21 protein-coding genes are annotated in these 24,993 nt (G+C 52.4%); 15 read left to right on the plus strand and 6 right to left on the minus strand.

The genetic code is table 11. The annotated features are described in order from the left end of the window. Positions 1-121: 121 nt before the first annotated feature. From GM557_RS05110 to GM557_RS05160, 11 genes are all read left to right on the plus strand, one after another. Positions 122-1,099, plus strand: a complete 978-nt coding sequence (locus GM557_RS05110; protein WP_155573230.1) for a 1-acyl-sn-glycerol-3-phosphate acyltransferase — start codon at positions 122-124, stop codon at positions 1,097-1,099. A gap of 23 nt (positions 1,100-1,122) precedes the next feature. Further along, entirely contained in the window at positions 1,123-2,508 is a 1,386-nt protein-coding gene (gene miaB, locus GM557_RS05115) for a tRNA (N6-isopentenyl adenosine(37)-C2)-methylthiotransferase MiaB (protein WP_099027280.1), read from the plus strand. Next, positions 2,505-3,563: a PhoH family protein gene (locus GM557_RS05120; protein ID WP_155573231.1), complete on the plus strand. Its 1,059-nt coding sequence runs from the start codon at positions 2,505-2,507 to the stop codon at positions 3,561-3,563. The genes miaB and GM557_RS05120 overlap by 4 nt, the downstream gene beginning before the upstream one ends. Further along, the gene (gene ybeY, locus GM557_RS05125) at positions 3,535-4,053 is read left to right on the plus strand and encodes an rRNA maturation RNase YbeY (RefSeq protein WP_155573232.1); all 519 of its coding nucleotides are present in this window, start codon (positions 3,535-3,537) and stop codon (positions 4,051-4,053) included. Before GM557_RS05120 ends, ybeY begins: the two co-directional genes overlap by 29 nt. 17 nt (positions 4,054-4,070) lie before the next feature. After that, on the plus strand, positions 4,071-4,955 hold the full coding sequence (locus GM557_RS05130) for a hemolysin family protein (protein ID WP_230880601.1): 885 nt from the start codon (positions 4,071-4,073) through the stop codon (positions 4,953-4,955). Positions 4,956-5,040: 85 nt separating this feature from the next. Then, entirely contained in the window at positions 5,041-5,670 is a 630-nt protein-coding gene (locus GM557_RS05135; protein ID WP_155573234.1) for a thioredoxin domain-containing protein, read from the plus strand. A gap of 40 nt (positions 5,671-5,710) precedes the next feature. Next, entirely contained in the window at positions 5,711-10,258 is a 4,548-nt protein-coding gene (locus tag GM557_RS05140; protein WP_155573235.1) for an AAA family ATPase, read from the plus strand. Positions 10,259-10,340: 82 nt separating this feature from the next. Next, the gene (locus GM557_RS05145; protein ID WP_266137495.1) at positions 10,341-11,063 is read left to right on the plus strand and encodes a metallophosphoesterase; all 723 of its coding nucleotides are present in this window, start codon (positions 10,341-10,343) and stop codon (positions 11,061-11,063) included. Then, positions 11,047-11,355 carry a chorismate mutase gene (locus GM557_RS05150; protein ID WP_370513446.1) on the plus strand — a complete coding sequence of 103 codons (309 nt, stop codon included), beginning with the start codon at positions 11,047-11,049 and terminating at the stop codon, positions 11,353-11,355. Before GM557_RS05145 ends, GM557_RS05150 begins: the two co-directional genes overlap by 17 nt. Positions 11,356-11,495: 140 nt before the next feature. Beyond that, positions 11,496-11,876 (plus strand): glycerol dehydrogenase, encoded by a 381-nt coding sequence (locus GM557_RS05155; RefSeq protein WP_266137419.1) that lies wholly within the window; start codon positions 11,496-11,498, stop codon positions 11,874-11,876. Then, positions 11,869-14,076, plus strand: coding sequence for a pyrroloquinoline quinone-dependent dehydrogenase (locus GM557_RS05160; RefSeq protein ID WP_155573237.1), 2,208 nt, complete (start codon positions 11,869-11,871; stop codon positions 14,074-14,076). The genes GM557_RS05155 and GM557_RS05160 overlap by 8 nt, the downstream gene beginning before the upstream one ends. Positions 14,077-14,143: 67 nt before the next feature. On the opposite strand, the gene GM557_RS05165 is transcribed toward GM557_RS05160, so the two are convergent. Continuing rightward, positions 14,144-14,398, minus strand: coding sequence for a hypothetical protein (locus tag GM557_RS05165; protein ID WP_155573238.1), 255 nt, complete (start codon positions 14,396-14,398; stop codon positions 14,144-14,146). 193 nt (positions 14,399-14,591) lie between these two features. On the opposite strand from GM557_RS05165, the gene GM557_RS05170 reads away from it, so the two are divergent. Beyond that, entirely contained in the window at positions 14,592-15,347 is a 756-nt protein-coding gene (locus GM557_RS05170; RefSeq protein ID WP_155573239.1) for an orotate phosphoribosyltransferase, read from the plus strand. Between the two features lie 26 nt (positions 15,348-15,373). Next, positions 15,374-16,198: a glutamate racemase gene (locus GM557_RS05175; RefSeq protein ID WP_155573240.1), complete on the plus strand. Its 825-nt coding sequence runs from the start codon at positions 15,374-15,376 to the stop codon at positions 16,196-16,198. Here GM557_RS05175 and GM557_RS05180 read toward each other — a convergent pair. The 5 genes from GM557_RS05180 to fabI all read right to left on the minus strand — a co-directional run bounded on the left by GM557_RS05180 (position 16,195) and on the right by fabI (position 22,581). Beyond that, a complete protein-coding gene (locus GM557_RS05180; RefSeq protein ID WP_155573529.1) occupies positions 16,195-17,205 on the minus strand; it encodes a polyprenyl synthetase family protein in 1,011 nt (336 codons plus the stop codon). The two genes, GM557_RS05175 and GM557_RS05180, sit on opposite strands and share 4 nt — an antisense overlap. 263 nt (positions 17,206-17,468) lie before the next feature. After that, on the minus strand, positions 17,469-18,491 hold the full coding sequence (locus GM557_RS05185) for a ribonucleotide-diphosphate reductase subunit beta (protein WP_099027077.1): 1,023 nt from the start codon (positions 18,489-18,491) through the stop codon (positions 17,469-17,471). A gap of 34 nt (positions 18,492-18,525) precedes the next feature. After that, positions 18,526-20,439 (minus strand): ribonucleoside-diphosphate reductase subunit alpha, encoded by a 1,914-nt coding sequence (locus tag GM557_RS05190; RefSeq protein ID WP_155573241.1) that lies wholly within the window; start codon positions 20,437-20,439, stop codon positions 18,526-18,528. Between the two features lie 190 nt (positions 20,440-20,629). Beyond that, a complete protein-coding gene (gene aroC, locus GM557_RS05195) occupies positions 20,630-21,724 on the minus strand; it encodes a chorismate synthase (protein WP_155573242.1) in 1,095 nt (364 codons plus the stop codon). A 5-nt stretch (positions 21,725-21,729) separates the two neighbouring features. Continuing rightward, positions 21,730-22,581 (minus strand): enoyl-ACP reductase FabI, encoded by an 852-nt coding sequence (fabI, locus tag GM557_RS05200; protein ID WP_155573243.1) that lies wholly within the window; start codon positions 22,579-22,581, stop codon positions 21,730-21,732. A 171-nt stretch (positions 22,582-22,752) separates the two neighbouring features. Between fabI and GM557_RS05205 the strand changes: the two genes are divergently transcribed. Next, a complete protein-coding gene (locus GM557_RS05205; RefSeq protein ID WP_155573244.1) occupies positions 22,753-24,003 on the plus strand; it encodes a 3-deoxy-D-manno-octulosonic acid transferase in 1,251 nt (416 codons plus the stop codon). Then, complete coding sequence (gene lpxK / locus GM557_RS05210; RefSeq protein WP_155573245.1) at positions 24,003-24,983, plus strand: tetraacyldisaccharide 4'-kinase; 981 nt, start codon at positions 24,003-24,005, stop codon at positions 24,981-24,983. The genes GM557_RS05205 and lpxK overlap by 1 nt, the downstream gene beginning before the upstream one ends. Positions 24,984-24,993 lie beyond the last annotated feature (10 nt).

A 24,993-nucleotide genomic window follows, 5' to 3' on the forward strand; every position in this document is an offset into this window, starting at 1 on the left:
CCAATGCAAAAGTGTCTATTCTGTCATTTATCGTTAAGATAGCTGTTAAGAGAGTATAAACAATATCCCCTATGTCGGATAATGATTGTCTCTCTCCCCTAAAACGCTTATTTAATGCATTATGTCTTTTGCTGAGCTTCCTTCCCCCAAACGCCGCAACAAAAATCGTCCGGTTTTTGATCCTGACCTCCTTTTTGCGGAAGATGAACGTGCCGCTGCACATGATACAATCTGCGACCGGCTGCGTATTCGCTTGCGTGCGTTAGCTCTCTTATTCTGGGCGGCATGTGGGTGTGTTGGCCAAGGAACATGCCTCCTTTTACCGGGGAAGATGTTTCGCCGTTTTCCGCTCTTTTTCTGGACAGTAGCTTGCCGAATCCTCAATATAAAAGTGCGGACTATCGGCAAGATGGAAGGCTCACTAACGCTGCGCCCTGATGGGCGGCGTGTTATTTATGTCGCTAATCATAGCTCATGGTTGGATGTCCTCGTACTGGGCAAGGTGCTGCCTGCCTTCTTCATTGCTAAGCAGGAAGTCCGCCATTGGCCATTGATTGGTTATTTAACCTATCTGGGTCGGACAATTTTCATTAATCGCAACCGGCAAGAAGCTGGGCAGGATGTGCAGGAGGTTATTAACCAACTCCGCAAAGGGTATAATATCGCCTTCTTCCCGGAGGGGACGACCTCAAAAGGAACACAGCTTTTACCCTTTATGTCCTCCCTTTTTGCCATTGCTAGGCCTGTACGCCGGCGTGATGACCCAACAGAAGATGACCATCCAACCTGCCTTATCCAGCCCGTAACTGTTACTTATGACCGCTTAGAAGGGCTACCTGTCGGGCGGCATAGGCGGTCCTTCGTCTTCTCATGGTTTGGTGATATGGATTTCGGCCCCCATCTTGTGGGCTTAACACGGTGGCGTTCTATGCGCGCGACAGTCCTCTTCCATCCTCCTCTAAAGCCGGAGGATTTCCCCTCCCGTAAGGCACTCTCTAACGCAGCTCGCGCGGCTATCGAACAAGGGAGTGAGGACCTCCGGCAAAATCGCCTCCCAGAGGACCATCTCCTCCCCACAACCGACCATACTGACCATTAACGGATAATCACACCTCTCTACTTATGCCAGAACAGCTCACCCCCTCCCCCGCTCGCGGTCTGCACATCATCACATGGGGCTGTCAGATGAATGTTTATGACAGTGCGCGTATGGCAGATGTGTTGCGCCCGCTCGGTTATAGTCCGGTAGATAGTCCTGACCATGCCGATATGATTATCCTCAATACCTGCCATATTCGTGAAAGAGCGGCAGAAAAGGTGTTTTCCGAGCTAGGGCGTCTGCGGCAAATCCGGGAAGCGCGCAAATTAGAGGGCAAGCAAACCCTCATTGCCGTTGCGGGCTGTGTTGCTCAAGCGGAAGGGAAAGAGCTTCTTGCCCGCGCTCCTTATGTGGACCTCGTCCTCGGCCCACAAACCTACCATCGCTTACCGGAAATGGTCGCCCGCATTGCGCGTGCTGGCGGTAGTGTGATTGATACAGACTTCCCCGTTGAATCGAAGTTCGACCTTCTACCGGAGGATGCCGCCCCACAGAATGAGGGCAACCTCACCGCCTTTCTGACCATTCAGGAAGGATGCGATAAGTTTTGTTCCTTCTGCGTAGTCCCTTACACACGCGGGGCAGAAACAAGCCGCCCCGTAGCCTCCATCCTTGCTGAGGCGGAGCGACTTGTCGCCAGTGGGGTGAAAGAAATCACCCTGTTGGGACAAAATGTAAACGCCTTCCATGGGGAATGGCAGGACGGTATCGCCAGCCTGCCAGAGCTTGCCTCATTGCTCCATGAGCGGATTCCCGCGCTCAAACGTCTGCGCTATGTTACGTCTCATCCGCGCGATATGGAGCAAGCCCTGATTAATGCTCATCGCGATAACCCCATCTTTATGCCTTATTTGCATCTCCCTGTGCAGAGTGGCTCCGACAAAGTGCTTAAAGCCATGAATCGTGGCCATACAGCGGATGAATATCGCGACATCATCCGTAAATTAAGGGCAGCTCGGCCTGACATTGCACTAACATCGGACTTTATTGTCGGCCATCCGGGGGAAACGGATGAGGATTTTGAGGCAACAATGCAACTGGTCCGTGATGTGCGCTTTGCCAGTGCCTATAGCTTTAAATACTCCCAACGCCCTGGCACACCCGCTGCGGGGCAGCCCTTCCAAGTGGCAGAAGATGTAAAAGAAAAACGCCTCGCAGCCTTGCAAGCCCTCCTTAGAGAGCAGCAAGATGCCTTCAATGCGTCTCTGATTGGCACAGTTCAGGATATTCTTGTGACGGGAATCGGTCGTAAACCGGGGCAGCTAAATGGACGCTCGCCTTACCTTCAGCCTGTGCATTTTGAGGGCGACCCTGCCCTTATTGGGCAGATTGTGAAGGTACATATTACAACCCCCTTCACCAATTCCCTCGGCGGTCATCTCTCTAAACAAGAAGGCACAACCATTTGAGCAGCTCTGCTGAAGGATATCGCACGACAACCTTGCGATTTGAGGATAACCAAAGGCTACAAAACGTCCTTGGGGACCATGACCGCCATCTCATTCGCCTAGAGCAAGGGACAGGAACACGGCTTGTGTGCCGTGGCAATCGTGTTGCCATCTCTGGCGAGAATGACGCTGTAGAGCGGGCACAAGCCGTGTTACACGCACTCTATAAGCAAGCGGGGAACGGCATGACGGTCGATAGTGAACAGGTTGATGGCGTGATTCGCCTCACCGCACTCCCTTCTCATCGCCGGGCAGTGCAAAATCCTGCCCCCCATACCCAAGATGACGCCTTACCGCCGGGGGCTCTACCGCAAATACAAACCAAACGGGGGGTTATTTCGCCACGCTCTCCGGGTCAGATGCACTATATGCAGGCTCTTGCTCGCAAAGAGCTTGTCTTTGGCCTTGGCCCAGCAGGAACGGGGAAAACATATCTCGCTGTAGCGCAAGCGGTGGCTCTCTTCCAAGCAGGGCAGGTGGACCGGATTATCCTCTCCCGCCCTGCGGTGGAAGCAGGCGAGCGGCTCGGCTTCCTCCCCGGTGATATGCGAGAAAAAATCGACCCATATCTCCGTCCACTTTATGACGCCTTGCATGACATGATGCCCGGGGATCAAGTCAGTCGCCGCATGGCTAGTGGCGAGATTGAAGTCGCCCCCCTCGCCTTCATGCGGGGGCGGACGTTAGCTCATGCCTATGTCATTCTTGATGAAGCCCAAAATACCACCTCAGCTCAGATGAAGATGTTCCTCACCCGTATGGGGCCGGGGACCCGTATGGCAATTACGGGAGATATGAGCCAAATTGACCTCCCCCGTGGGGTCACCTCTGGCCTGCGTGATGCTGTTACAACTCTTGAAGGGGTAAAAGGTATTTCGATTTGCCCCCTCACCGCGGCGGATGTGGTCCGTCATCCTCTTGTCGCACGCATTGTAGACGCTTACGATCGCCACGCAGATGAGACCTCTTACCCCTACCGGACGCATCATGAAACGCCCTATCGCCCCACGCGCTGAGATTATCGTTTCCGACCCTCGTTGGCGTGCTAGCGTGGGAAATATTGAGCAGCTCGTCCAACGCACATGCCAGATGGTTCAGCGTTATGGGATGATATTCGCACCAGATGCACCGGGGCCTTCATTTGTCTTTTCGGATAATCGGCATATTCAACGGTTGAATGCGCAATTCCGCGGTAAGAACAAACCAACTAATGTTCTTACATTCGAGCCACCGTCTCCCCTTATGGGAGGAGATATTATTCTTGCTTATCAAACCATGCAGCGCGAGGCTGAACAGGGGCGTAAGAGCCTGCGGGAACATACAACGCATCTTCTTGTTCACGGGTTGCTTCATCTTGCTGGTTATGACCATCATCACCCCGGTGAAGCCCGCAAAATGGAAGGGTTAGAGACCTTCATCCTCCGCCGGATGGGCCTCCCAGACCCATGGAAGCCACGCCTACAAGGCCATATGTCAGCCCCTGCTCCTCTCATTTTGTCGCGTTAAGGAAGACCGCTCTTACAATGAAACTTTTCAATCGCAAGGCCCGTACCAAGACTATTAGGCAGCAAATTGCTGACCTTGTCCGGGAAGCTGCCAGCCTTGGAAAGAATAGCCACGAAACACCAGAGCTCGACCGGCAAGAGCGCGCGCTCATCATGAATGTGCTGCGCCTACGCACTAGCACCGCTGATGATGTTATGATCCCCAGAGCGGACATCATCGCCATGTCCGATGACCTCTCATTTGATGAAGCCTTAGCCCTCATGCGGGAGGAAAATCATTCCCGTATGCCTGTCTATCATGGCGAGTTAGACGATATTATCGGGATGATTCATGTTAAAGACCTCGTAGCCCATATCGGAACGGACGAACCTTTCCGCCTACGCGCGCTTTTGCGCCAACCTCTTTTGGTAGCTCCTAGTATTCCCGTTTTGGACCTTCAGCTCCAAATGCGCCAACGCCGGACACATATGGCCCTCGTCATTGATGAATATGGCAGTATTGATGGCCTCGTCACGATTGAAGACCTCATCGAAACCATTGTGGGCGATATTTCTGATGAGCATGATGAGCCTGTCACAACCCCATGGTTCAACCGCCCTGATGGTACCATAGACCTTGATGCCCGCCTCACCGTCCAAGAGCTTGAAGACCGCCTTGGCCCTATCCTCACGCGTGAAGAACGTGAAGCCGAAATTGAAACGGTAGGCGGTTTAGTCTTTCACCTTGCCGAGCATGTTCCCGCGCGTGATGAAGTCCTCGCTCATCCTAGCGGGTTGGAGTTTCGTGTTATTGATTCTGATGCGCGGCATATCCTTACATTACGGATGCGCGTTCCCCCGCATCTTAGACGCCAGCCCCCTACGGCTGAGGGTCAAGCAGCAAACACACCTTCTCCCTCTTGACGGCAGGGCTATCTTGCCGTTCATGTTCGCCTAGCGTGGTCTCCTAGACCTCTGCCTCACCTATTGCCATCGCAAAGGAGCTACCATGTCCACCCAGCCTTCTCTCTCCCGCCGTAACCTCCTTATAGGGGGGGCTACCCTGCTCGCTGCTCCCTTCATCACGATGGGCCGTGCCCACGCACAAGCTGCACAAGACCCACGCATGGGTCCGCGCATTATTGGTAATCCACAAGCGCCTATCCTTGTGCAAGAATGGTTCTCCCTCACTTGCACCCATTGCGCTCATTTCGCGACAGAATTATTCCCCAAAATTAAAGAGCAATTCATCGATACAGGGAAGATTCGTTTTCAATTCCACGATTTCCCACTAGACCAAGTCGCCCTCATCGCCGCTATGGTTGCACGCTCCCTGCCAGAGGAGCGTTATGTACCCTTCATTGAATCTCTGTTCTCCCGGCAAATGCAATGGGCCTTCTCCGGCAATGACCCGGTCGCTCACCTCAAGCAAGAAGCCGCTTTAGCGGGCATCGCTCCGGCTGAGTTTGATAAAATCAGCAAGGATATGAGCTTTGGTCAGGCTCTTTATCAGCAGACACAAAAAGAGGGCCAAGAGTACGACATTAAAGGGACGCCTTATTTCCGCTTCAATAATACCCCTTATGCGCAAGACCCCGAAACGGTGGAAAAATTTGCGGAGCTTGTCAGTAAGGCCTAAAAGGCTCTCACTCACCTCATCCCAGCGTTTATAGGGTGCAATGACACAACATAAGGCGATCACAACCCGCCTCGATATTGTTGGCTTCAAAAGCTTTGCTGATGAGGTCCATCTGGATATCCTCCCCGGCCTAACGGGGATTGTCGGCCCTAATGGCTGCGGCAAATCTAATATTGTCGAAGCCTTACGCTGGACCATGGGGGAAAGCTCCGCCCGTGCCTTACGCGGCGGGGATAGTGATGACCTCATTTTTGCGGGTACAGGCAGTCGCCCTGCGCGTAACCTAGCCCGTGTCACGCTTCATCTTGCCGAGGCTACGGGCCTTGCTCCCGCCCCCTTCCACCAAGCAGGAGAGTTAGAAGTCTCCCGCCAAGCAGAGCGTGGGACGGGTAGCACCTACCGTATTAATAATCGGGTCATGCGCGCGCGGGATGTGCAAACCATCTTTGCCGACCTCTCCTCAGGGGCGCGTAGCTCCTCTATCATCAGCCAAAATCGTGTTAGCCAGCTTATTGCCGCTAAGCCGGAGGAAAGACGCCTCTTATTGGAAGAAGCTGCGGGCATTAGTGGCCTCTATGTACGCCGCCGTGATGCGGAACTTAAACTCCGCCAAGCAGAAGCAAATCTAGAGCGTGCTGAAGAACACCGCCAAAGCCTTGAGCAACAACTCACCACATTAGCTCGCCAGTCAGAAAAAGCACAAACTTACCGCGCTGTTTCAGAGGAAATCCGCCAGCATGAGCGTTCTCTCCTCATCCTCCAACATGCCCGTGCGGAACAGCTTGTCCAAACCCGCCGCACCGCTTTGGACAAAGCGCAAGAGACACTCACTAAGAATGATGCAGCCCTAAAAGAAGCCCAAGAGCAGCTTGCTCAAAAAACACACTCGCTCCAGCAAAAAGAGGATGAACACGCAGCCCTGCGCCCTCGTTTGGAGCAGCATCGCATCCATATTGAGGTCGCCCAGGCCTCTCTCCAGCATCAACGGCAGGCCTCTGAGGACCACGCACGCCAAAAAGCCCAACTTGATGAAGACATAGCCCGCCTTAAAGAGGACCTGCACCGCCTTGACGGCCAGCAAAAAGACGCCCAACAGACATTAGAGGACCTCACCGCTCAGCAACATACGCTCAACGCGCAACACCCAACTATAACAGAGCAAATTGCCGCTCTACGCACCCAAGAGACCGAGCAACATACCCAACTTGAGAGCGCATCATCCCAGTATCATACCGGGTTGCTCCAGCAAGAACGGTTACAAAGCCGCCAACAAGCTCTCGCTCGGCAAATCTCAGATGATTGCAACACATTAGACCATCTCAAAGCTGAACTGAAACGCCTTGAAGATGACTGCGCGCAACACACCCCTACGGACGATGCTGCCCAACATGTAGCGGATGCTATAACCGAGGCAAAGCAGCAAGACGAACAAGCCCATGAAGCGGCAGAACATTTCCAAGAGCAACGCCTCATCACAGAGCGTGCCCAACGAGATGTACAGGAAATGCGCGCGCATCTACAGCAGCTTCAGCAGCGGGAGGAGGAGCTTACACAACGCTTCACCAAACAGAAGGCGCGCCTTACAGCAGAGCAAGCACAAGCCAAACACACCCAAGCCACCTTGCTGGATGACCACGCCAAAGCAGCCCTTCATCAAACCCAACAAACCGCTCAACAAGCCGCCCATAAAGCGACGGAGGTGGAGCAGGCCCTCACACAACGCCGCCAAGAGGCTGAAAAATGCTGGTTAGACGAGCAAGCCGAAACAGAAAAACAACAACAACGCCGCACCTCTTTGCAGCACGATATCACCCGCCTCGCCGAACAACTAAAGGCACAAGCAGCACGCTCGGCTACATTACAAGCCGCTCTTGAGGATGTTCATGCCAAAGCCATCCCTCATCATGCGCTTGAGGAAGCGCAAAAAAACCTCGCATCATTAGAGGCTCAAAACACAAGCCAACATAACGCGATTGAAGAAACGGAAGCCCAGCTTGCTACACAACAGCACGCTACGCAGAAAGCACAAACGCTCCTCCGTGACATAGATACGGCTTTACTCCGCCATAAAGGCGAATATGAAGGGCTACAGCAAAGCCTTGCAAGCAGCTTAAAAACCATTCCTCACCCTGTGATGGAGCAACTCCACATCCCAGAGGAGCTTATCAATGCTTTGGCCAGTGCCCTAACTGATGGTTTAGAGGCCTCTTTGCCACAAGCTGATGCCCCTCTGGCAGATACCCCACGGCAATGGTGTTTATTACCCGATGATGGGGCTACCCTGCGGCCTGCTCCTGCCATCGCCGCCCTCCCTTGTTTGGCTGCTCTTATTAACGCCCCGGCCCCTCTTAGTCGGGCTCTCCATGCTATCTTTTTGCTTGATACGCCAGAAGATGGCCCAGATTTGCAAACCCAGCTACAACCGGGGCAATCGCTTGTTACAAAAGATGGGGCGTTATGGCGATGGGATGGTTTTATCCGCCAGCCGAACAGCCCTACTGCTGAAATGATTCGCCTTCAGCATATTCAAAAACTAAAGAAAACAGCCCATCTTATTGAAAAACTGACACAAGATTATAATGCCCAAAAACAGATAACCACACAAAGCGCACATCAATGCGCGGTGCTGGAACATACGCTAAAGGACTTACGCGACAACTATACCACAATGCGTGAGGATTATGCTCAACAACGTCACGCGCTGGAGGGGCTAAAACAACGCCATGCGTTGCATCAAGACCAACTTGCCCTCATCAACCATGAGGTCCAAACCCATGAGGCGCACATTGCACAGATAAAGGCCGAACATCATGCTGCACAGGAGGCTTTAACCACCCTCCCACCCCCCAAAACTGAACCCTCAGAAGCCGCTCTGACGCTTAAAACGCTACAAGCTGAAGAACAAGCCGCCCGCGAGGCGTTAGAACAGGCCCGCGCCCGCGCACAAGAGGCAACCACACACCAACAGCAAGCTCTCTTTCAGGATGACGCACGTCTTACACGCTTAAAGGAAATAGAGCAAAATATCGCCCAGCTTACGCAAGAGCTGGAGGACATCACAGCCCAAAAACACGCTTTAGAAGCAGAACGCGCCAAGAGCGACCTCCCCGCACGCCAAGCTTGTTACGAAAACGCTCATTCCGCCCTTCAACAGGCGCAAAGCACCGCAGAGGCAGCGGCTAAGCATGCTGCAGAAGCACGCCAAAACGCCACGCAGCTAGAGCAGGCTTTGCAGGAAAAGAAACGCTTGCTCACAGGATTGCAAGCGCGCCGCGATGGGTTGGTCCAGCATATTCAATCAAGTGAGGCTACACTCACGACACGTCAGCAGGAAGAACGAACTTGCCAAGCAGAGCAAGCCGCCCTACCGGACCTCTCTGCCCTAAAAGAAACGGTGGATCGCCTCACTGAGCACCTCAACCATACACAAGAGGCCCTCAGACGCGCACATGGCAAACGCCACGCCCTTACCCAGCAACTTTCCCTTCTCAAAGAACGTGAGGAGCATCTAAACCACACCTATCAGCAAGCGAAAGACCGACAAAATCAGCTTAATATGCAGCTTCAAGGCCTCACAGAGCGTCAGGCTGCCTTACAAAAAACAGCCTCCGCGCAAAAAGATGACGATAGCCTCGCGCGCCATGAGCAACAGCTTCAACGCGATAGTGAAGCCCTTAAACAGCTAGAAGAGCAAGAGCAAACACTCCTAGCCACTCTGGCTCAAGCACGACAGCATCTCCAAGAACAGCAAACCCTGTTAGAGCATCATCAAGAAGGGGCACATCGCTATCGTGAAGACACAATCCGCCTTAATGAGCGGCTCGCCCAAGCTCAAGAGGCCCTAGCCCTCCTCCAACATGAGACCCCTTTGCCTGACGATGCCGAAGCCCCAGAGACACTCTCGGCAGACACAGAGCAAGCTTTACGACAAACCCTCAAACGCGCGAACAAGAGACGTGATGAGCTAGGAGCTGTTAATCTCTGCGCTGAGGAGGAGTTCCGCACCGCCCAAGAGGAAGCAGAACGCATCACTAAAGAGCATCAAGACCTCTCCACGGCCATTGCCCGGCTGCGCGGTGGGGTTGGGGCTATTAATCGTGAAGGCCGGCAACGTCTTATGGCCGTCTTTACCGATATTAACACCCATTTCCAAACGCTTTTCACCCGGATGTTTAATGGGGGGCAAGCACATTTGCAGATGGTCGGCAGTGATGATCCGCTCGAAGCTGGATTGGAGATTTTTGCCCAACCACCGGGTAAGAAGCTCTCTACCCTCTCGCTCCTTTCGGGTGGGGAGCAAGCCCTTACGGCCTTATCGCTCATTTTTGCCGCCTTCCATTGCACCCCGGCCCCCATCTGCGTGCTTGATGAAGTCGATGCCCCTTTAGATGATGCTAATGTGGAACGTTTCTGCACCTTATTACGCGATATGACAGAACAAACCAAAACGCGCTTTTTAGTCATTACCCATCACCAACTCACAATGGCCCATATGGACCGGCTCTATGGCATTACGATGCAAGAGCGCGGAGTGAGTCGTCTCCTCTCTGTCAATCTTGATGAAAGTATCCGCATGGTAAATGGTTGACCTTCGGCCATTATCATCAGAGAATTGCCTCCCCTTTTAGAGAACCGGAGGCTGAGTTACCAAAACCGTGAACGAGCGACCTATTTTTTCAGAACCACGGCTTGCCGAATCGGTTTTATCCCGTATTCGCAAGTATGGGCTGCGCGTTGTCGGAGACGTCCACGGTGACCTCAATGCCTTTCGTCACGCTATCGCAACAAAACGTTTTATCATTCAACTTGGCGACCTCGTGGATCACGGGCCTGATAGTGCCGGCGTGTTAGAGACAATGCTGGACCTACAAGAAACCGAACGCGGCATGTTTGTTCTTGGGAATCATGACCGTAAATTAGGCCGCGCTTTAGAGGGAAGACGTTTAAGACGTGACCTCCCGCTAGAGACCACATTACAGCAAATCCAAGCCTCCCTCATGGAAGACCTCGCCCAACGGACCTATCATGCCGTTGCTACAGCCCCAGCATGGCAACGCCTTGGCAATTTACTGTTTGTTCATGGGGGATTTCATACAGCTATGCTCTCCGGCCCCCCGCCTGAAACAGGCCTTGCTGATATGTCCGCCCCGCTATCACGCGCACTCTTTGGGGAGACTACAAGCCGCCTCCAACCTGATGGCTACCCAGAACGCCGATTAAGTTGGATAAACCGCATCCCAGAAGGCATTACAGTTTATGTAGGCCATGATAGACGCTCCCTTGATGGCCGCCCCCTTTACAAAACAGGTCGTTTGGGGGGTAAGGCTATCTTTATGGACCTTGGTGCCGGTAAAGGCGGGCATCTCGCATGGATTGATCTCAATGACTTCTGACGCCACACAGCAGCTTTCTATCCTTCGTCAACGCATTGATAATATTGATGCCGCTTTGATTTATATGCTAGCCGAGCGTTTCCGTTGTACTAATGAGGTTGGGCATTTAAAGGCTGCTACGCATCTCCCCGCCTGTGACCCTGCACGAGAGGCAGAACAAATCCAGCGTTTAAAAAAACTTGCTGAAGATGCTGGGTTAGATATGGCCTTCACAAAAGCTTTTTTCACATTCCTTGTGGGGGAAGTAGTCGCAAAACATAAAATCATTGCACGTCAAAATCAGGCTAAATAAGCACGGACGGCCTCCAGCCTGCTATTCTAATATAGATAAAACCTTTCAATGATATAGGTTTTATCTTATATATTTACTTTCCAAGTTGTTAATTTTTGACTCATATCAAATCATGGTCCCTACCAACTGGAGGCAACAACGTGCCATCACTCTCATCTCGTAAAACCTCATTAGGATTCGCTGATTGGGTTATTTTTGCCCTCGCAGCCATCATTCTGTTTTTTGGCCTTTATTTCATCATAGGTGGTGTTTGGCTCGCTTGGTTAGGTGGATCATGGTATTATATCCTATGCGGCATCGTCCTTTTCCTCTCGGGCTTTTATCTGTTCCGCCGTAAGCCCCTTGGGGCATGGCTCTATCTTCTCGCTTGGGCAGCAACAATCCCATGGACAATTTATGAGGTTGGGTTTGATTGGTGGGGATGGCTGCCACGCCTTTTTGGTCCTACTTTATTGGCTATTCCTGTCGTGGTTTCCCTGCTTTTCCTCGTCCGTAAGCAAAGGGAATACCCTCATGCGTAAACATACTTATGCACTCACCGCACTGCTTACTGGGACAATCCTAGGGGCTTCCTTTTTTGTCTCACCCTCTCTGGCGCAGATTCCGCCGTCAGTTGAGACACCCGGCCCCGGCAATGCTGATGATTCCTCAGCCGATCCATCTCCCAGCATTTACCACGACCCCTCCCCTAACACCCCTCAAGCACCGGGTGTGAATGCGGCGAATCTGCCCGATATTGATGAGCTTCCCATCGACCAGCTTCCACAAGCTGTCCCGCAGGAAAGTGCCAACCCTAAGCCAGAGGACTGGCCCGCTTATGGCCGAGATGATTCAGCGAGCCGTTATTCACCGCTCACCCAAATCACACCTGCAAATGTTGGCCAACTAAAACGGGCCTTCGTCTATCATACTGGCAGCCTTCCGCCAAAAGATAAGGCAAATAAATGGGCCGCAGAGACAACCCCCATTAAGGTTGGGGATTCCCTCTATCTCTGCTCCGCTACAAACGACATGATGCGCGTTGATGCCGCAACAGGGCAGGAGAAATGGCATTTCCACTCTCATGAGAGTTATGATGCCATCCCCTACACAGCTGCTTGTAAGGCTGTAACCTATTACACCTCCTCCACCAGTGCGGAAGGCCAGCCCTGCCACAATCGCATCATTGAAGCCACATTGGATAACCGTCTCATCGCTGTTGACGCTGAAAATGGCAAATTATGCGAAAGCTTCGGCCATGGGGGGCAGGTCAATCTCATGCAGGGGATGGGATGGTCTGTCCCCGGTTTTGTCGCCATGACAAGCCCGCCGCCCATTATTAATGGCGTTATTGTCGTCAATCATGAGGTGTTAGATGGCCAACGCCGCTGGGCTCCCTCTGGCGTTATTCGTGGGTATGATGCTGAGAGCGGTAAGTTCCTCTGGGCGTGGGATGTCAATAATCCCGATAATCACCATCAGCCTGATAAAGACCATTTCTATAGCCGAGGCACGCCTAATTCTTGGGCCGCAATGACGGGCGATAACGCCCTAGGCCTTGTCTATGTCCCTACGGGTAACTCCGCTGCGGATTATTATAGTGCAATGCGCAGCGAGGCGGAAAATAAAGTCTCCTCCGCTGTTGTCGCTCTGGATGTCCGCACAGGTGAGCCACGCTGGGTCTTCCAAACAGTTCATAAAGATGTGTGGGATTACGATATTGGCTCTCAGCCCACATTATTCGACTACCATGCTGATGATGGCACCATCATCCCTGCCCTCATCATGCCAACCAAACGGGGGCAGACCTTCATCCTAGACCGCCGCACGGGCAAACCTTTGCCAGACTTCCCCGTGGTGGAAAAACCCGCCCCAAGCCCCGGCTTTGTAAAGGATGACCCACGCTCCCCTACACAGCCTTGGTCCATTGGGGTACCGCGTCTTGGTATCCCCAAAATGACAGAGGAAGGAACATGGGGCATTTCCCCGCTGGACCAGCTAGCGTGCCGTATCAAGTTCCGTCAGGCGCATTATGTGGGTGAGTTTACACCGCCTACCATTAAGCAACCATGGTTGGAATATCCCGGTTATAACGGGGGAAGCGATTGGGGAAGTGTCGCCTATAACCCTCAAACAGGCATCTTACTGGCGAATTGGAATAATTTGCCTATGTATGACCAGCTCGTCAGCCGTAAAGTGGCCGATAAGATGGGGCTTATCCCTATCGACTCTCCGCAATATAACCCGTCTGGCGGTGGTGCAGAAGGTAATGGTGCCCAGGCCCAAACACCTTATGGGATTGTCGTGACACCTTATTGGAATAGCTTTACAAAGATTATGTGCAATGCCCCGCCTTATGGCATGGTCACTGCGATTGACCTCAAAGCCCATAAGGTTCTTTGGCAAAAACCATTCGGGACAGCACGCGCTAATGGGCCGTGGGGCCTATCAACTGGTCTGCCTCTCACCGTTGGTACGCCTAATAATGGTGGCCCTGTGATAACCGCTGGTGGTGTTGCCTTTATCGGTGCCTCTACCGATAATCTGCTCCATGCCATTGATGTGAAAACCGGCAAAACACTTTGGACGGATGTTCTCCCCGGCGGCGGGCAAGCGAACGCTATGACCTATGCTGTGAATGGCCGCCAATATGTAGCTATCATGGCTGGGGGGCATCACTTTATGCGTAGCCCCGTCTCTGACGCGCTGGTTGTGTACGCGCTGCCAGAAGAAGGAAAATAAAATACGCCCAAATAAAAAGCGGAGCTCCGAGGGGAGTTCCGCTTTTTTAAATGCACATCTTGTTAACTTAGTCTGGATGGGTGGGCGGGCAGTTACAACCACGCGTTGGAGCTTGTGACCGCCGAACAATATGATGATCAATCCATTCCGACACTAAAAGCCGTGCCTCAGGCAATGAGGATTCGGGATGATGAATCCTATAAAGAGTTGTACAGGCGGCAAAAATCTTCATCTCATTCTGCCCCATAGCATGTAACTCTTGATACGCTGTAATTACGGCGCGTTCGCATTTGCGGCCAATGCGACGAGTGTTAACTTTCATATCCTAAAACCCCTACGATACCCTGTTTCTCCTGAAGGATACCCGCAAAAATAAAGATGTACCCTCTTTATCGCTCTGACACATAACAGAGTAAAGCGTCACCAATAACAGAAATAGGAAAAAAGACATCTTTCCCCTACCCCTATCCCCTTCTAACGGGTAGATGTCTCCAAAGGAACCATTTTTCGAGATTATGGAGAGAATAATGTCCTCAACTGGCACTGCCCCCACTCTGGGGCCTCGTCTCACGCAATGGGACCGCGATGCCGCCCTCACAACAGCGCGCATCCTGCTGGAGATTAAGGCCATTAACTTCCGCCCTAGTGAGCCTTATACCCTCACCTCTGGGTGGAAATCTCCTGTTTATATCGACTGCCGCAAGATTATCTTCTTCCCCCGCGCCCGCACAAAATTGATGGAACTGGCCGTGGAGAAGATTGGCCGTCATATCGGTTATGAGAGCATTGATGCCGTTGTGGGGGGAGAGACAGCCGGGATTCCTTTCTCCGCATGGATTGCCGACCGTTTAATGACACCTATGGCCTATGTTCGCAAAAAACCCAAAGGCTTTGGCCGTAATGCCCAAATTGAGGGCGATGTGCCAGAGGGTATGCGCACTTTGTTGGTCGAAGACCTCACAACCGATGGGGCCTCCAAGATTCGCTTCGCTAACGCACTGCGTAAAGCTGGGGCGATTGTGGACCATACCTTTGTGGTCTTTTTTTACGGCGTCTTCCCCGGTGCGCAAAAAACCTTACAGGATATGGGCATTAGCCTCCATGCGCTTTGCACGTGGTGGGACGTACTAGAAGCCTGTGCAGATGGACAATATTTCTCCACCGAGGATAGCGCAGAAGTCCGCCGCTTTTTGGAAGACCCTTGCAGTTGGTCCAAAGCACATGGCGGTGTTAGCAGCGCAGAAGAAGCTCTCGCTTTTAAACAAGGCTAAGACCTACGCCTTATAGGGATTCACTGATGCCGAATACATCACCCCCTCGTATTCTTGTCTTTGATTCCGGTATTGGGGGGCTTGGGGTGGTGCAGGCTCTGCGGAGCCTCGCCCCCTCCCTCACGCTAGATTATCTCGCTGATACAGCACTCTTTCCCTATGGGGAGCAAGATGATGACTTCTTGCGAGAGCGCATTACCCAGCTTATCCGCCATGCCTGCGCTTTATTACAACCCACTCTGGTCATAATCGCCTGTAATACCGCAAGTACCTTAGCCCTCGCCCCTCTGCGAGAGACACTCACCTTACCTATTGTTGGCTGCGTGCCACCTATCCGCTGGGCTGGGCGTGTGTCTAAAACGCGCACCATCGGCCTACTCGCCACCAGCGCAACAGCCCGCCGGCCCTATCTTGCGCAATTACATCACAATTATGCAGCAGATTGTAAGCTTATCATCCACGGCTCTCGCCATCTCGCCACTATGGCAGAACGTGCCTTCCGCGGTGAGATTCTAGAGCCTGAATCCGTACAGCATGAATTAGCGGCTCTCTTTGAACAATCAGACGGCAGCAACATTGATGCTATTGGCCTTGGCTGTACCCATTACACTTTTTTGATGCCATATTTCCAGCGTCTTGGTCCCTCCGGTATGATGTGGTTGGACCCCGCCCCCGCTGTCGCCCAACAAGCCCTACGGCGGTTAAGTGATGTTACTGAAGGCCCTTTAACAGCCGTACCCTCTACCCCACCAGATCGCTTCTTCCTCACCGCTCCACCACCTCACGGGGCAGACCTTGCGCAGCATATTGCCTGGTTAGGCTTTGCAAATGGATGGCAGCTTCTCCCCTAACGGGCCCGCTCTACGGTATAAAGAACCGTCTCCCTCAATAAGGCTTTAAGGGGAGTTTCGGGGAAGTCCACCAAAGCCTCTACCGCTTGCTGAGCATAGATGCGTGCGCGCTCAATCGTAGCACTGATAGCCTTTGTTCGCGCGATGACCTCCAAAGCATGAGGCAGGTCGGCCTCTGTTTGCTCTGTATCCTCAATCACACGCTTCCAAAACTGCTTTTCATCTTCCGTCCCACGCTCATAAGCTACAAGAACAGGCAGAGTAATTTTCCCCTCGCGGAAGTCATCCCCCACTGTTTTGCCCAATATTTGTTGGTCTGCCGCATAATCCAACGCGTCATCCACAAGCTGGAAGGCCATGCCCAGATTCGTACCGTACTGCTCCAAAGCCAGCTCAGCCTTACGGTCTTTCTGCGCCACAACAGCTCCAACACGGCAAGCTGCGGCAAAAAGAGCAGCGGTTTTGCCGTGAATCACCTCTAAATAACGCTCAATGGAGGTCGAAAGATCATTCTGCGTGGACATTTGCAGCACTTCACCCTCCGCAATCGTTGCCGAGGCTGCAGAGAGAATAGCCATGACCTCCAATGAGCCATCGGCCGTCATAAGCTGGAAAGAGCGCGCAAATAGGAAGTCCCCCACCAGCACAGAGGCCTTATTCCCAAATAAGGCATTGGCTGAGGCCATACCCCGCCGCAAGGTGCTTTCATCCACCACATCATCATGCAAGAGGGTCGCTGTATGGATAAATTCCACACAAGCAGCCAAACCTATATGACGGGTTTCATCCGGCCTCTCACCATAGCCACATAGCCGAGCAGAAGCCAAAGTAAGCAACGGGCGCAACCGCTTCCCCCCCGCTGCGACCAAATGCGCGCCAAGCTGCGGAATTAACGGTACAGAGCTTTGCATCCTATCAATGATGGCCTGATTACAGGCAACCATATCATCAGCAAGGTAAGCAGAAAGGGCTCTTAGGGCATCCTCCCCTTTGACCTCTTTCTTCATAGCCTCACCGCTAGATGTAGCCAGAGACCCCGATGAGGAAGATACCAAAACGCAAAACTCCAGTTCTATCCGCTTGAGCTACACATAACCCTGCAAAGCGAACAAGGTTAGAGGGTTATTGCTCCGCTATTACGGCATCACCATAACGCGCAGAGCATGCCCCCTTACCCCGATTAACATGTGCACATCATATGAGCGGCTACGGAGATATGGTCAAGATACGTTTTGCCCATAAGACACTCATATCATACAGCTTCTAGGGTTTAATCAAATACACCACTCTCAAAGGCGTCTTCCCATGTGCCCTGAGTAGAGGCGCGTGAATATTCTGTAGCGCGATTCTCAAAAAAGTTCGTATGCTCCACCGCATTGAGCATATCATCAACCCAAGGGAGCGGATTCTCCTCAATGCCATAAATAGGGTCCAACCCAAGCTGGGTTAGCCTACGGTCGGCAATAAAGCGGATATAACGCTCCACTTCCTGAGCTGAGAGGCCTTCTACAGGTCCCATCTCAAAAGCAAGCTCAATAAACGCATCTTCATGCGAAACGGTTTGGCGACAAATCTCCACCAACTCGGCACGGAAATCCTCTGTCCAAATCTCCGGATTTTCCCGCACAAATGTACGGAACAGGCGAATCATAGACAGGCAATGCAGTGTTTCATCTCGCACAGACCATGAAACAATCTGCCCCATCCCCTTCAATTTATTAAAGCGCGGGAAGTTCAGCAAAATGGCAAAGGATGCAAAAAGCTGCAATCCTTCCATAAAGGCCCCAAAAGCAGCCATTGTTTTGGCGATCTCGCGCTTACTATTAATATTGAAGGATTGCATGTAATCATACTTATCCTTCATCTCTTTATATTTCAGAAAAGCGGAATATTCCGTCTCTGGCATCCCGATTGTATCTAACAAATGGGAATAAGCAGCAATATGAATCGTCTCAATATTAGAAAAACATGAGAGCATCATCAGCACTTCGGTCGGTTTAAAGACCTGGCTGTAATACTTCATGTAAGCAGAGTTCACCTCCACATCCGCTTGCGTAAAGAAGCGAAAAATCTGCGTCACAAGATTCTGCTCTGCTTCGGAGAGTTTGCGGTGCCAGTCTTTTACATCCTCAGCGAGGGGCACTTCCTCTGGCAACCAATGCAAACGCTGTTGTGTCAACCAAGCATCATAAGCCCACGGATAACGGAAGGGCTTATAAACCGGATTCTCCACAAGCAGATTCGCCTGCGCGGCAGACTCTGGGGCTTCTGGTAACGGAGTTGCTTCTGTCATATCTGAGACCTTCTATCCTAACGCGCTGCTGCTCTTATTGGCAGGAGAGACATTCCTCATAGCTCCCCGCCCCACTCTCTGCATGGCGCGGTGTGGCTTGAGGGAGGTGATCATCATCACCCTCCATGATATCGCGTTTCACCGCCATATTGGAAACAGTATCAGCCCGTTGGATGGATAAAGAGCGGCAGTAATAAAGAGATTTTACACCTTTTTTCCACGCTTCGTAATGAATACGCACAAGGTCGCGCTTATGCACATCTGCCGGCAAGAAAAGATTAACCGATTGCGACTGACAGATGAACGGCGCGCGATCAGCCGCATGCTCAATCACCCAACGCTGGTCAATCTCAAAGGCTGTCTTAAAGACATCTTTTTCATCCTGAGAGAGGAAGTCCAAATGTTGGACAGAGCCCTTACTCAACGTGATGGAAGACCAGACCTCATCCGTATCCTGCCCATATTTCTGCAATAGCGTAGCGAGATGGCGATTCCGCACTGTAAAGGAGCCGGAGAGCGTTTTTTGCAAAAAGACATTCGCACTAATTGGGTCAATCCCGGGGCTGGCATTCCCCGCAATGATGGAGATAGATGCTGTCGGTGCAACAGCCATCTTATGAGAGAACCGTTCTTGAATCCCATAATCTGCCGCATCGGGGCATGGGCCACGCGTTTTTGCAAGAGCGCGTGATGCTGCGGCTGTTTGCTCGGCAATGTGCTGGAAGAACTTCTTATTCCACACCTTGGCCATCACGCTGCCAAAAGGAATCATCTTCGACTGCAAGAAGGAATGAAAGCCCATAACCCCCAAGCCGACCGAACGCTCCCGCATGGCGGCATAACGTGCATGCTCCATATCGTTAGGGGCATTATCGATAAAATCCTGAAGGACATTATCTAAAAAGAGCATCACATCTTCAATAAAGCGCGGCTCATCTTTCCACTCATCCCAATATTCGAGATTTAAAGAGGAGAGGCAGCACACCGCTGTGCGTGTCTTGCCGTGATGGTCTATCCCTGTTGGCAGGGTAATCTCCGCACAAAGATTAGAGGTTTTAACCTCCAACCCCGCAAGACGATGATGCTCTGGCCGTGCGCGATTCACCGTGTCGGAAAAGACGATATAAGGCTCGCCCTGCTCCATCCGCGCCGTAAGCAGACGAATCCATAACGCACGCGCCGAGACCTTCCGAATCACACTATGATCCTTCGGGGAGATCAGAGCCCATTCCTCATCACCCGCAACAGCGCGCATGAAGTCATCTGTAAGCAAAACACCATGATGGAGATTTAGAGCCTTACGATTCGGGTCCCCCCCCGTGGGGCGACGCATCTCGATAAACTCCTCAATCTCAGGGTGCCAAACCGGCAGATAAACAGCGGCGGACCCACGGCGTAAACTCCCCTGACTAATGGCGAGTGTTAAACTATCCATCACCCGGATGAAGGGGATCACCCCAGAGGTCTTCCCATTACGGCCGATATTCTCCCCAATGGAGCGCAAATTGCCCCAATAAGAGCCAATCCCGCCGCCCTTTGCCGCAAGCCAGACATTCTCATTCCAGAGCCCGACAATCCCTTCTAGGCTATCTTCAGACTCATTAAGGAAGCAGGAAATTGGCAACCCACGATTCGTCCCCCCATTGGAGAGAATAGGCGTTGCGGGCATAAACCAATGGCGCGACATATAATCATAAATACGCTGCGCGTGCCCCTCATCCGCCCCATAACGCGAGGCAACACGGGCAAATAACCCTTGGTACGTCTCACCTTCTAACAGATAGCGGTCATCTAAAGTGGCACGGCCAAACGCCGTCAGCCGTTCATCCCGTTCTGGATTTATATAAACAGGATGACGCCCCGGTAATTGCACTCTCTCTGCAAAAAGTTCAGGCTCTGTCGCCTTACCCGATGGCCGCGCGGCTGTCTGCACGTCAGGCGTTGTCATGAATCGAGCCCCTTATCCTGAGTTCTTTTATAGTCCGTTGAGTACCCTCATCTCCCATGTATAAGGGGCACATTTCAAGGCTTGTTTTTTGCAGATAATTGTGATTATGCCGATATATAGCTATTAAAGAATGGTTTAGAACACTATATATTGTTTTTATAACTTATAACCCGACTTTAAGAGTCGCCCCTTAAAGCCACCCGCACTGCGCGTGATTCCGCAAAAGCTGGTCAGCGAGAATACACGCCACCATCGCCTCCGCCACTGGTACAGCTCGAATCCCAATACAAGGGTCATGCCGTCCCTTCGTCATCACATCCACAGCCTCGCCAGCACGATTAATGCTTGGGACAGGGATGAGGATGGAGCTGGTCGGTTTAATGGCCATGCGCGCAACAATAGGTTGTCCTGTTGAGATTCCTCCCAGAATCCCACCTGCATGATTGCTCAAAAACACGGGCTCTAAAGGCGATTCCGAAGGCCGGATAGGGTCAGCATTCTCATGCCCATGTAGAGCCGCAACAGCCATGCCGTCACCAATCTCGACCGCTTTAATGCCGTTAATCCCCATCAAGCCGCCCGCAAGTTCAGCATCTAACTTGCCATAAACGGGTGCCCCCAAACCGGCGGGCACCCCTTCTGCCACAACTTCAAGAGTCGCCCCGATGGATGAACCGGCCTTTCTCACAGCCTCTAGCTGCTCGCTCCATTGCGGAACAATCGCCGCATCGGGGGAGAAGAAGGGATTGCGTTCCACCTCATCCCATGCCCAGCGCGCATAATCCACCTTTTGATGGCCAATCGCCGTTAATGCCCCACGGATGACGAGCTGCGGCCCCACAAGCTCCCGCAAGATCACGCGCGCCACAGCCCCTGCCGCCACCCGCATAGCCGTCTCGCGCGCGGAGGACCGCCCGCCGCCACGGTAATCGCGTATGCCGTATTTAAGGTCATACGCGATATCTGCATGGCCGGGACGATATTGCTGGGCAATTTCCCCATAATCCTTAGAGCGTTGATCCGTATTCTCAATCATCAAAGAGATGGGCGTTCCCGTCGTCTGCCCTTCAAACACACCGGAGAGGATGCGCACTTGGTCAGCCTCGCGCCGTTGTGTCGTATAGCGCGACTGGCCGGGTCGCCTTTTATCCAACCAAGGCTGGATGTCCTCCTCCGACAGCTTCAGACGCGGGGGACAGCCATCAATCACACAGCCAATCGCTGGCCCGTGGCTTTCCCCCCATGTTGTTACACGCAACAAACGCCCAAAGCTGTTCTCTGACATAGCTATTAATCCTCTGAGGATAGGGTCATATCTGGGGCTTCTGGGTTCTTCATGCCGATAATGTTATAGCCGCAATCCACATGGTGAATCTCGCCAGTTACACCAGCGGAAAGGTCGGAGAGAAAATACAACCCAGAGCCACCAACATCCTTCAGCGATACATTCCGCTCCAGCGGGGCATTAATCTGATTCCAACGCAGAATATAGCGGAAATCCCCAATCCCATTAGCCGCTAATGTCATGATTGGACCGGCGGAAATCCCATTCACCCGGATATTATCGCGCCCTAAATCCACCGCCATATACCGCACAGAGGCCTCCAAAGCGGCTTTGGCAACACCCATCACGTTATAATGCGGCATTACACGCTCTGCACCGAGATAAGTCAGCGTCAATAAAGAGCCACCCTCATTCATCATCGCTGCGGCACGCCGCGCTACAGCGGTAAAGGAGAAGCATGAAATATCCAATGCTTTAAGAAAAGCCTCACGTGGCGTATCAACATAACGCCCGCGTAGATATTGCTTATCAGCCCAGCCAATCGCATGGACGACAAAGTCAATCTTGCCCCACTTCTTCTCAATCTCATCAAAGGTGGCATTAATAGCGGCATCATCACCCACATCACAGGGTAACACCATCTCCGAGCCCACACTCTCCGCTAGGGGGCGTACCCGTTTCCCCAACGCTTCGCCTTGGTAGGTAAAGGCAATCTCCGCCCCTTGGTCCGCACAAGATTTTGCAATGGCCCATGCGATGGAGTTCTTATTCGCCACACCCATCACGACACCACGCTTGCCTGCCATGAGTGTCCCCTTGGCTGTTGCCTCTAGCGTATGAGATTCTTTCTCCGACATGGTCCCCCCTTGAGAATGGTCCAGCATATGTAATAAATTGGGCCATCTCGTTGCACAAGGATGGCCGCACGGCAAGAGGACACTGCCTTCACGACATTGTTTTCCGCCTCATCCGGTGTTGTTCTACGGCAGATGATGCGAAAATGCACCACCGGGAAAAGATAGCCCCCTATGCGCTTTGCCCCTCTCCTGTGCCTTTGGTCTCTCATTGGTTATATGGCCATGCCATGGCTATGCCGCCATACCCGTACCCGTTTACGCATTGGCAAAGAAGATGGCTCCCGCCTACAAGAGCGTTTTGGCCAGCCCACCCAGCCACGCCCGCCTCTTAACGCGCCCCTTTTATGGCTCCATGCCGCAAGTGTAGGGGAAAGCCGCGCGGCTCTTCCTGTGATTGATGCGCTCTTAAAGCTCCAGCCCACTCTTACCATCTTGGTAACAACAGCAACCCTTACGGGCGGGCAAGTCATTACAGCTCATGCTCCCCCTTATAAAGGCCGCTTGCTGCATCAATTTATCCCCTACGATGCCCCTCATTTACTCAGTCGCTTCCTCACCCATTGGCGACCTGATGGGCTAGTCCTGATAGAGAGTGAATTATGGCCGGGTTTGCTATGCCTCTGCCGAAGACAACATATCCCTGTTATGCTACTCAACGGGCGGCTCTCGGCGCGTTCTGCCCGCCGCTGGCGGTTGGCAGCCCCTCTTTTGCGTTACTTATTACGCCCTTGCCGCTGGATTATGCCACGCAGCCATGCTGATGAACGTGCCTTCGCACAGCTCGGCATAACCTCTTTGCTGCCACCAGCAGACCTAAAGGAAGATGCTCCCCCCCTCTCTTTTGATTCCACAGAAGCCGCACATATACGCCAACAGCTTGGGGATCGCCCTCTCTTTGTTGCGGCCTCTACCCACCAAGGCGAGGAAGACCTCATCGTTGCCGCTGTGCAAGAAGCCCGTCAACAACGACCTAACCTCCTTACCGTTATCATTCCCCGCCACCCAGAGCGTGGAGCAGCTTTAGCGACCCACTTTAAGGCCCCACGCCGCTCCCAAAACACCATACCACACCATAATGAGAGCCTCTGGATTATCGATACATTAGGTGAGGTCGGTTTATTCCTCCACTTAGCTGAGCGTGTTTTTATTGGTCATTCTCTCTGCCCACCCGGCGGAGGACATAACCCCTTGGAATCTCTGCGTTTTCATCGTCCTACAGCCTGTGGACCCTATATGCAAAACTGGCAGGATATTTGTGCCACATATGCCACATTCCTCCATCGCTTAGAGGGGCAAGAAGCCTTAACCCAATGGCTTATAAAGCCCGTCATCCCAGCTCCCCCGCCTTTAAAACGCACTCATATTAGCCATGATATCTCATGCCTTATTCTTACCACAATCCTTAGCCATAAGGAAAAGTGATGAAACTGACTGCTCCTTCTTTCTGGCAAGGCGATAAGCCAAGTAGCCTCTCTAACCTTCTGCTCCCCGCCAGCAAAGTGACGGAAGCTCTCAGCCACCATCGCCAAAAAAAACCGTCTCTTAAAGTATCTGTGCCCGTCTTATGTTGTGGCAATATCAGCGTGGGCGGGACGGGTAAAACGCCACTTGCGCTTCATATCCTCCAAAAGCTGATCCAACGTGGGCATAATCCTCATGTCATTACGCGCGGCTATGGGGGCCGCTCCAAAAAGACGGGGCACATACATCCCCAACATGATAAGGCGATAGAGGTCGGGGATGAGGCTATGCTACTCGCTCAGCTAGCCCCAACATGGCGTGGGCCCGACCGTTACGCCAATGCCCAACAGGCTATTAAAGCCGGGGCTGATTGCCTTATTATGGATGATGGTCTGCAAGACCCCACCCTCCATAAAGATTTAGCCATCCTCACCATTGACGGCCCTGCGGGCTTTGGTAATCAACGCCTTCTTCCTGCTGGCCCCTTGCGGGAAACATTGGCCGAGGCCTTACCGCGTTTAGATGCAGCCGTCCTTTTTGGAGAGGATACCCACAACATAGCCGAGCAATTACCTAAATCCTTACCTTTATTAAAAGGCCAGCTCACACCCTCTCCTGCCATTCACCAGCTCAAAGGGCGTAACATTATTGCCTTTGCAGGCATTGGCAGGCCGGAGAAGTTCTTCACAATGCTCCGTGAGGCTAATCTAACCATTTTAAGAACGCTCTCTTTCCCCAACCATCATATTTACTCCGAACGTGACCTTCAGCATCTTGCTCAGCTTACCCACACACCTAATACGGTCTTAGTCACGACTGAAAAAGATAATGTGAAACTGCCGTCTCTCTTTCAGCAATGCATTACCACCATTAAAATTGAACCCACATGGCATAATCCCGCCCTGCAAGAGGAGCTTCTGGACCGCTTCATGTCGTGCTAAACCCCTAAAA

Origin of the sequence: Bombella sp. ESL0385, assembly GCF_009725755.1 — a bacterium.
GTDB classification, from domain to species: Bacteria; Pseudomonadota; Alphaproteobacteria; order Acetobacterales; family Acetobacteraceae; genus Bombella; species Bombella pollinis.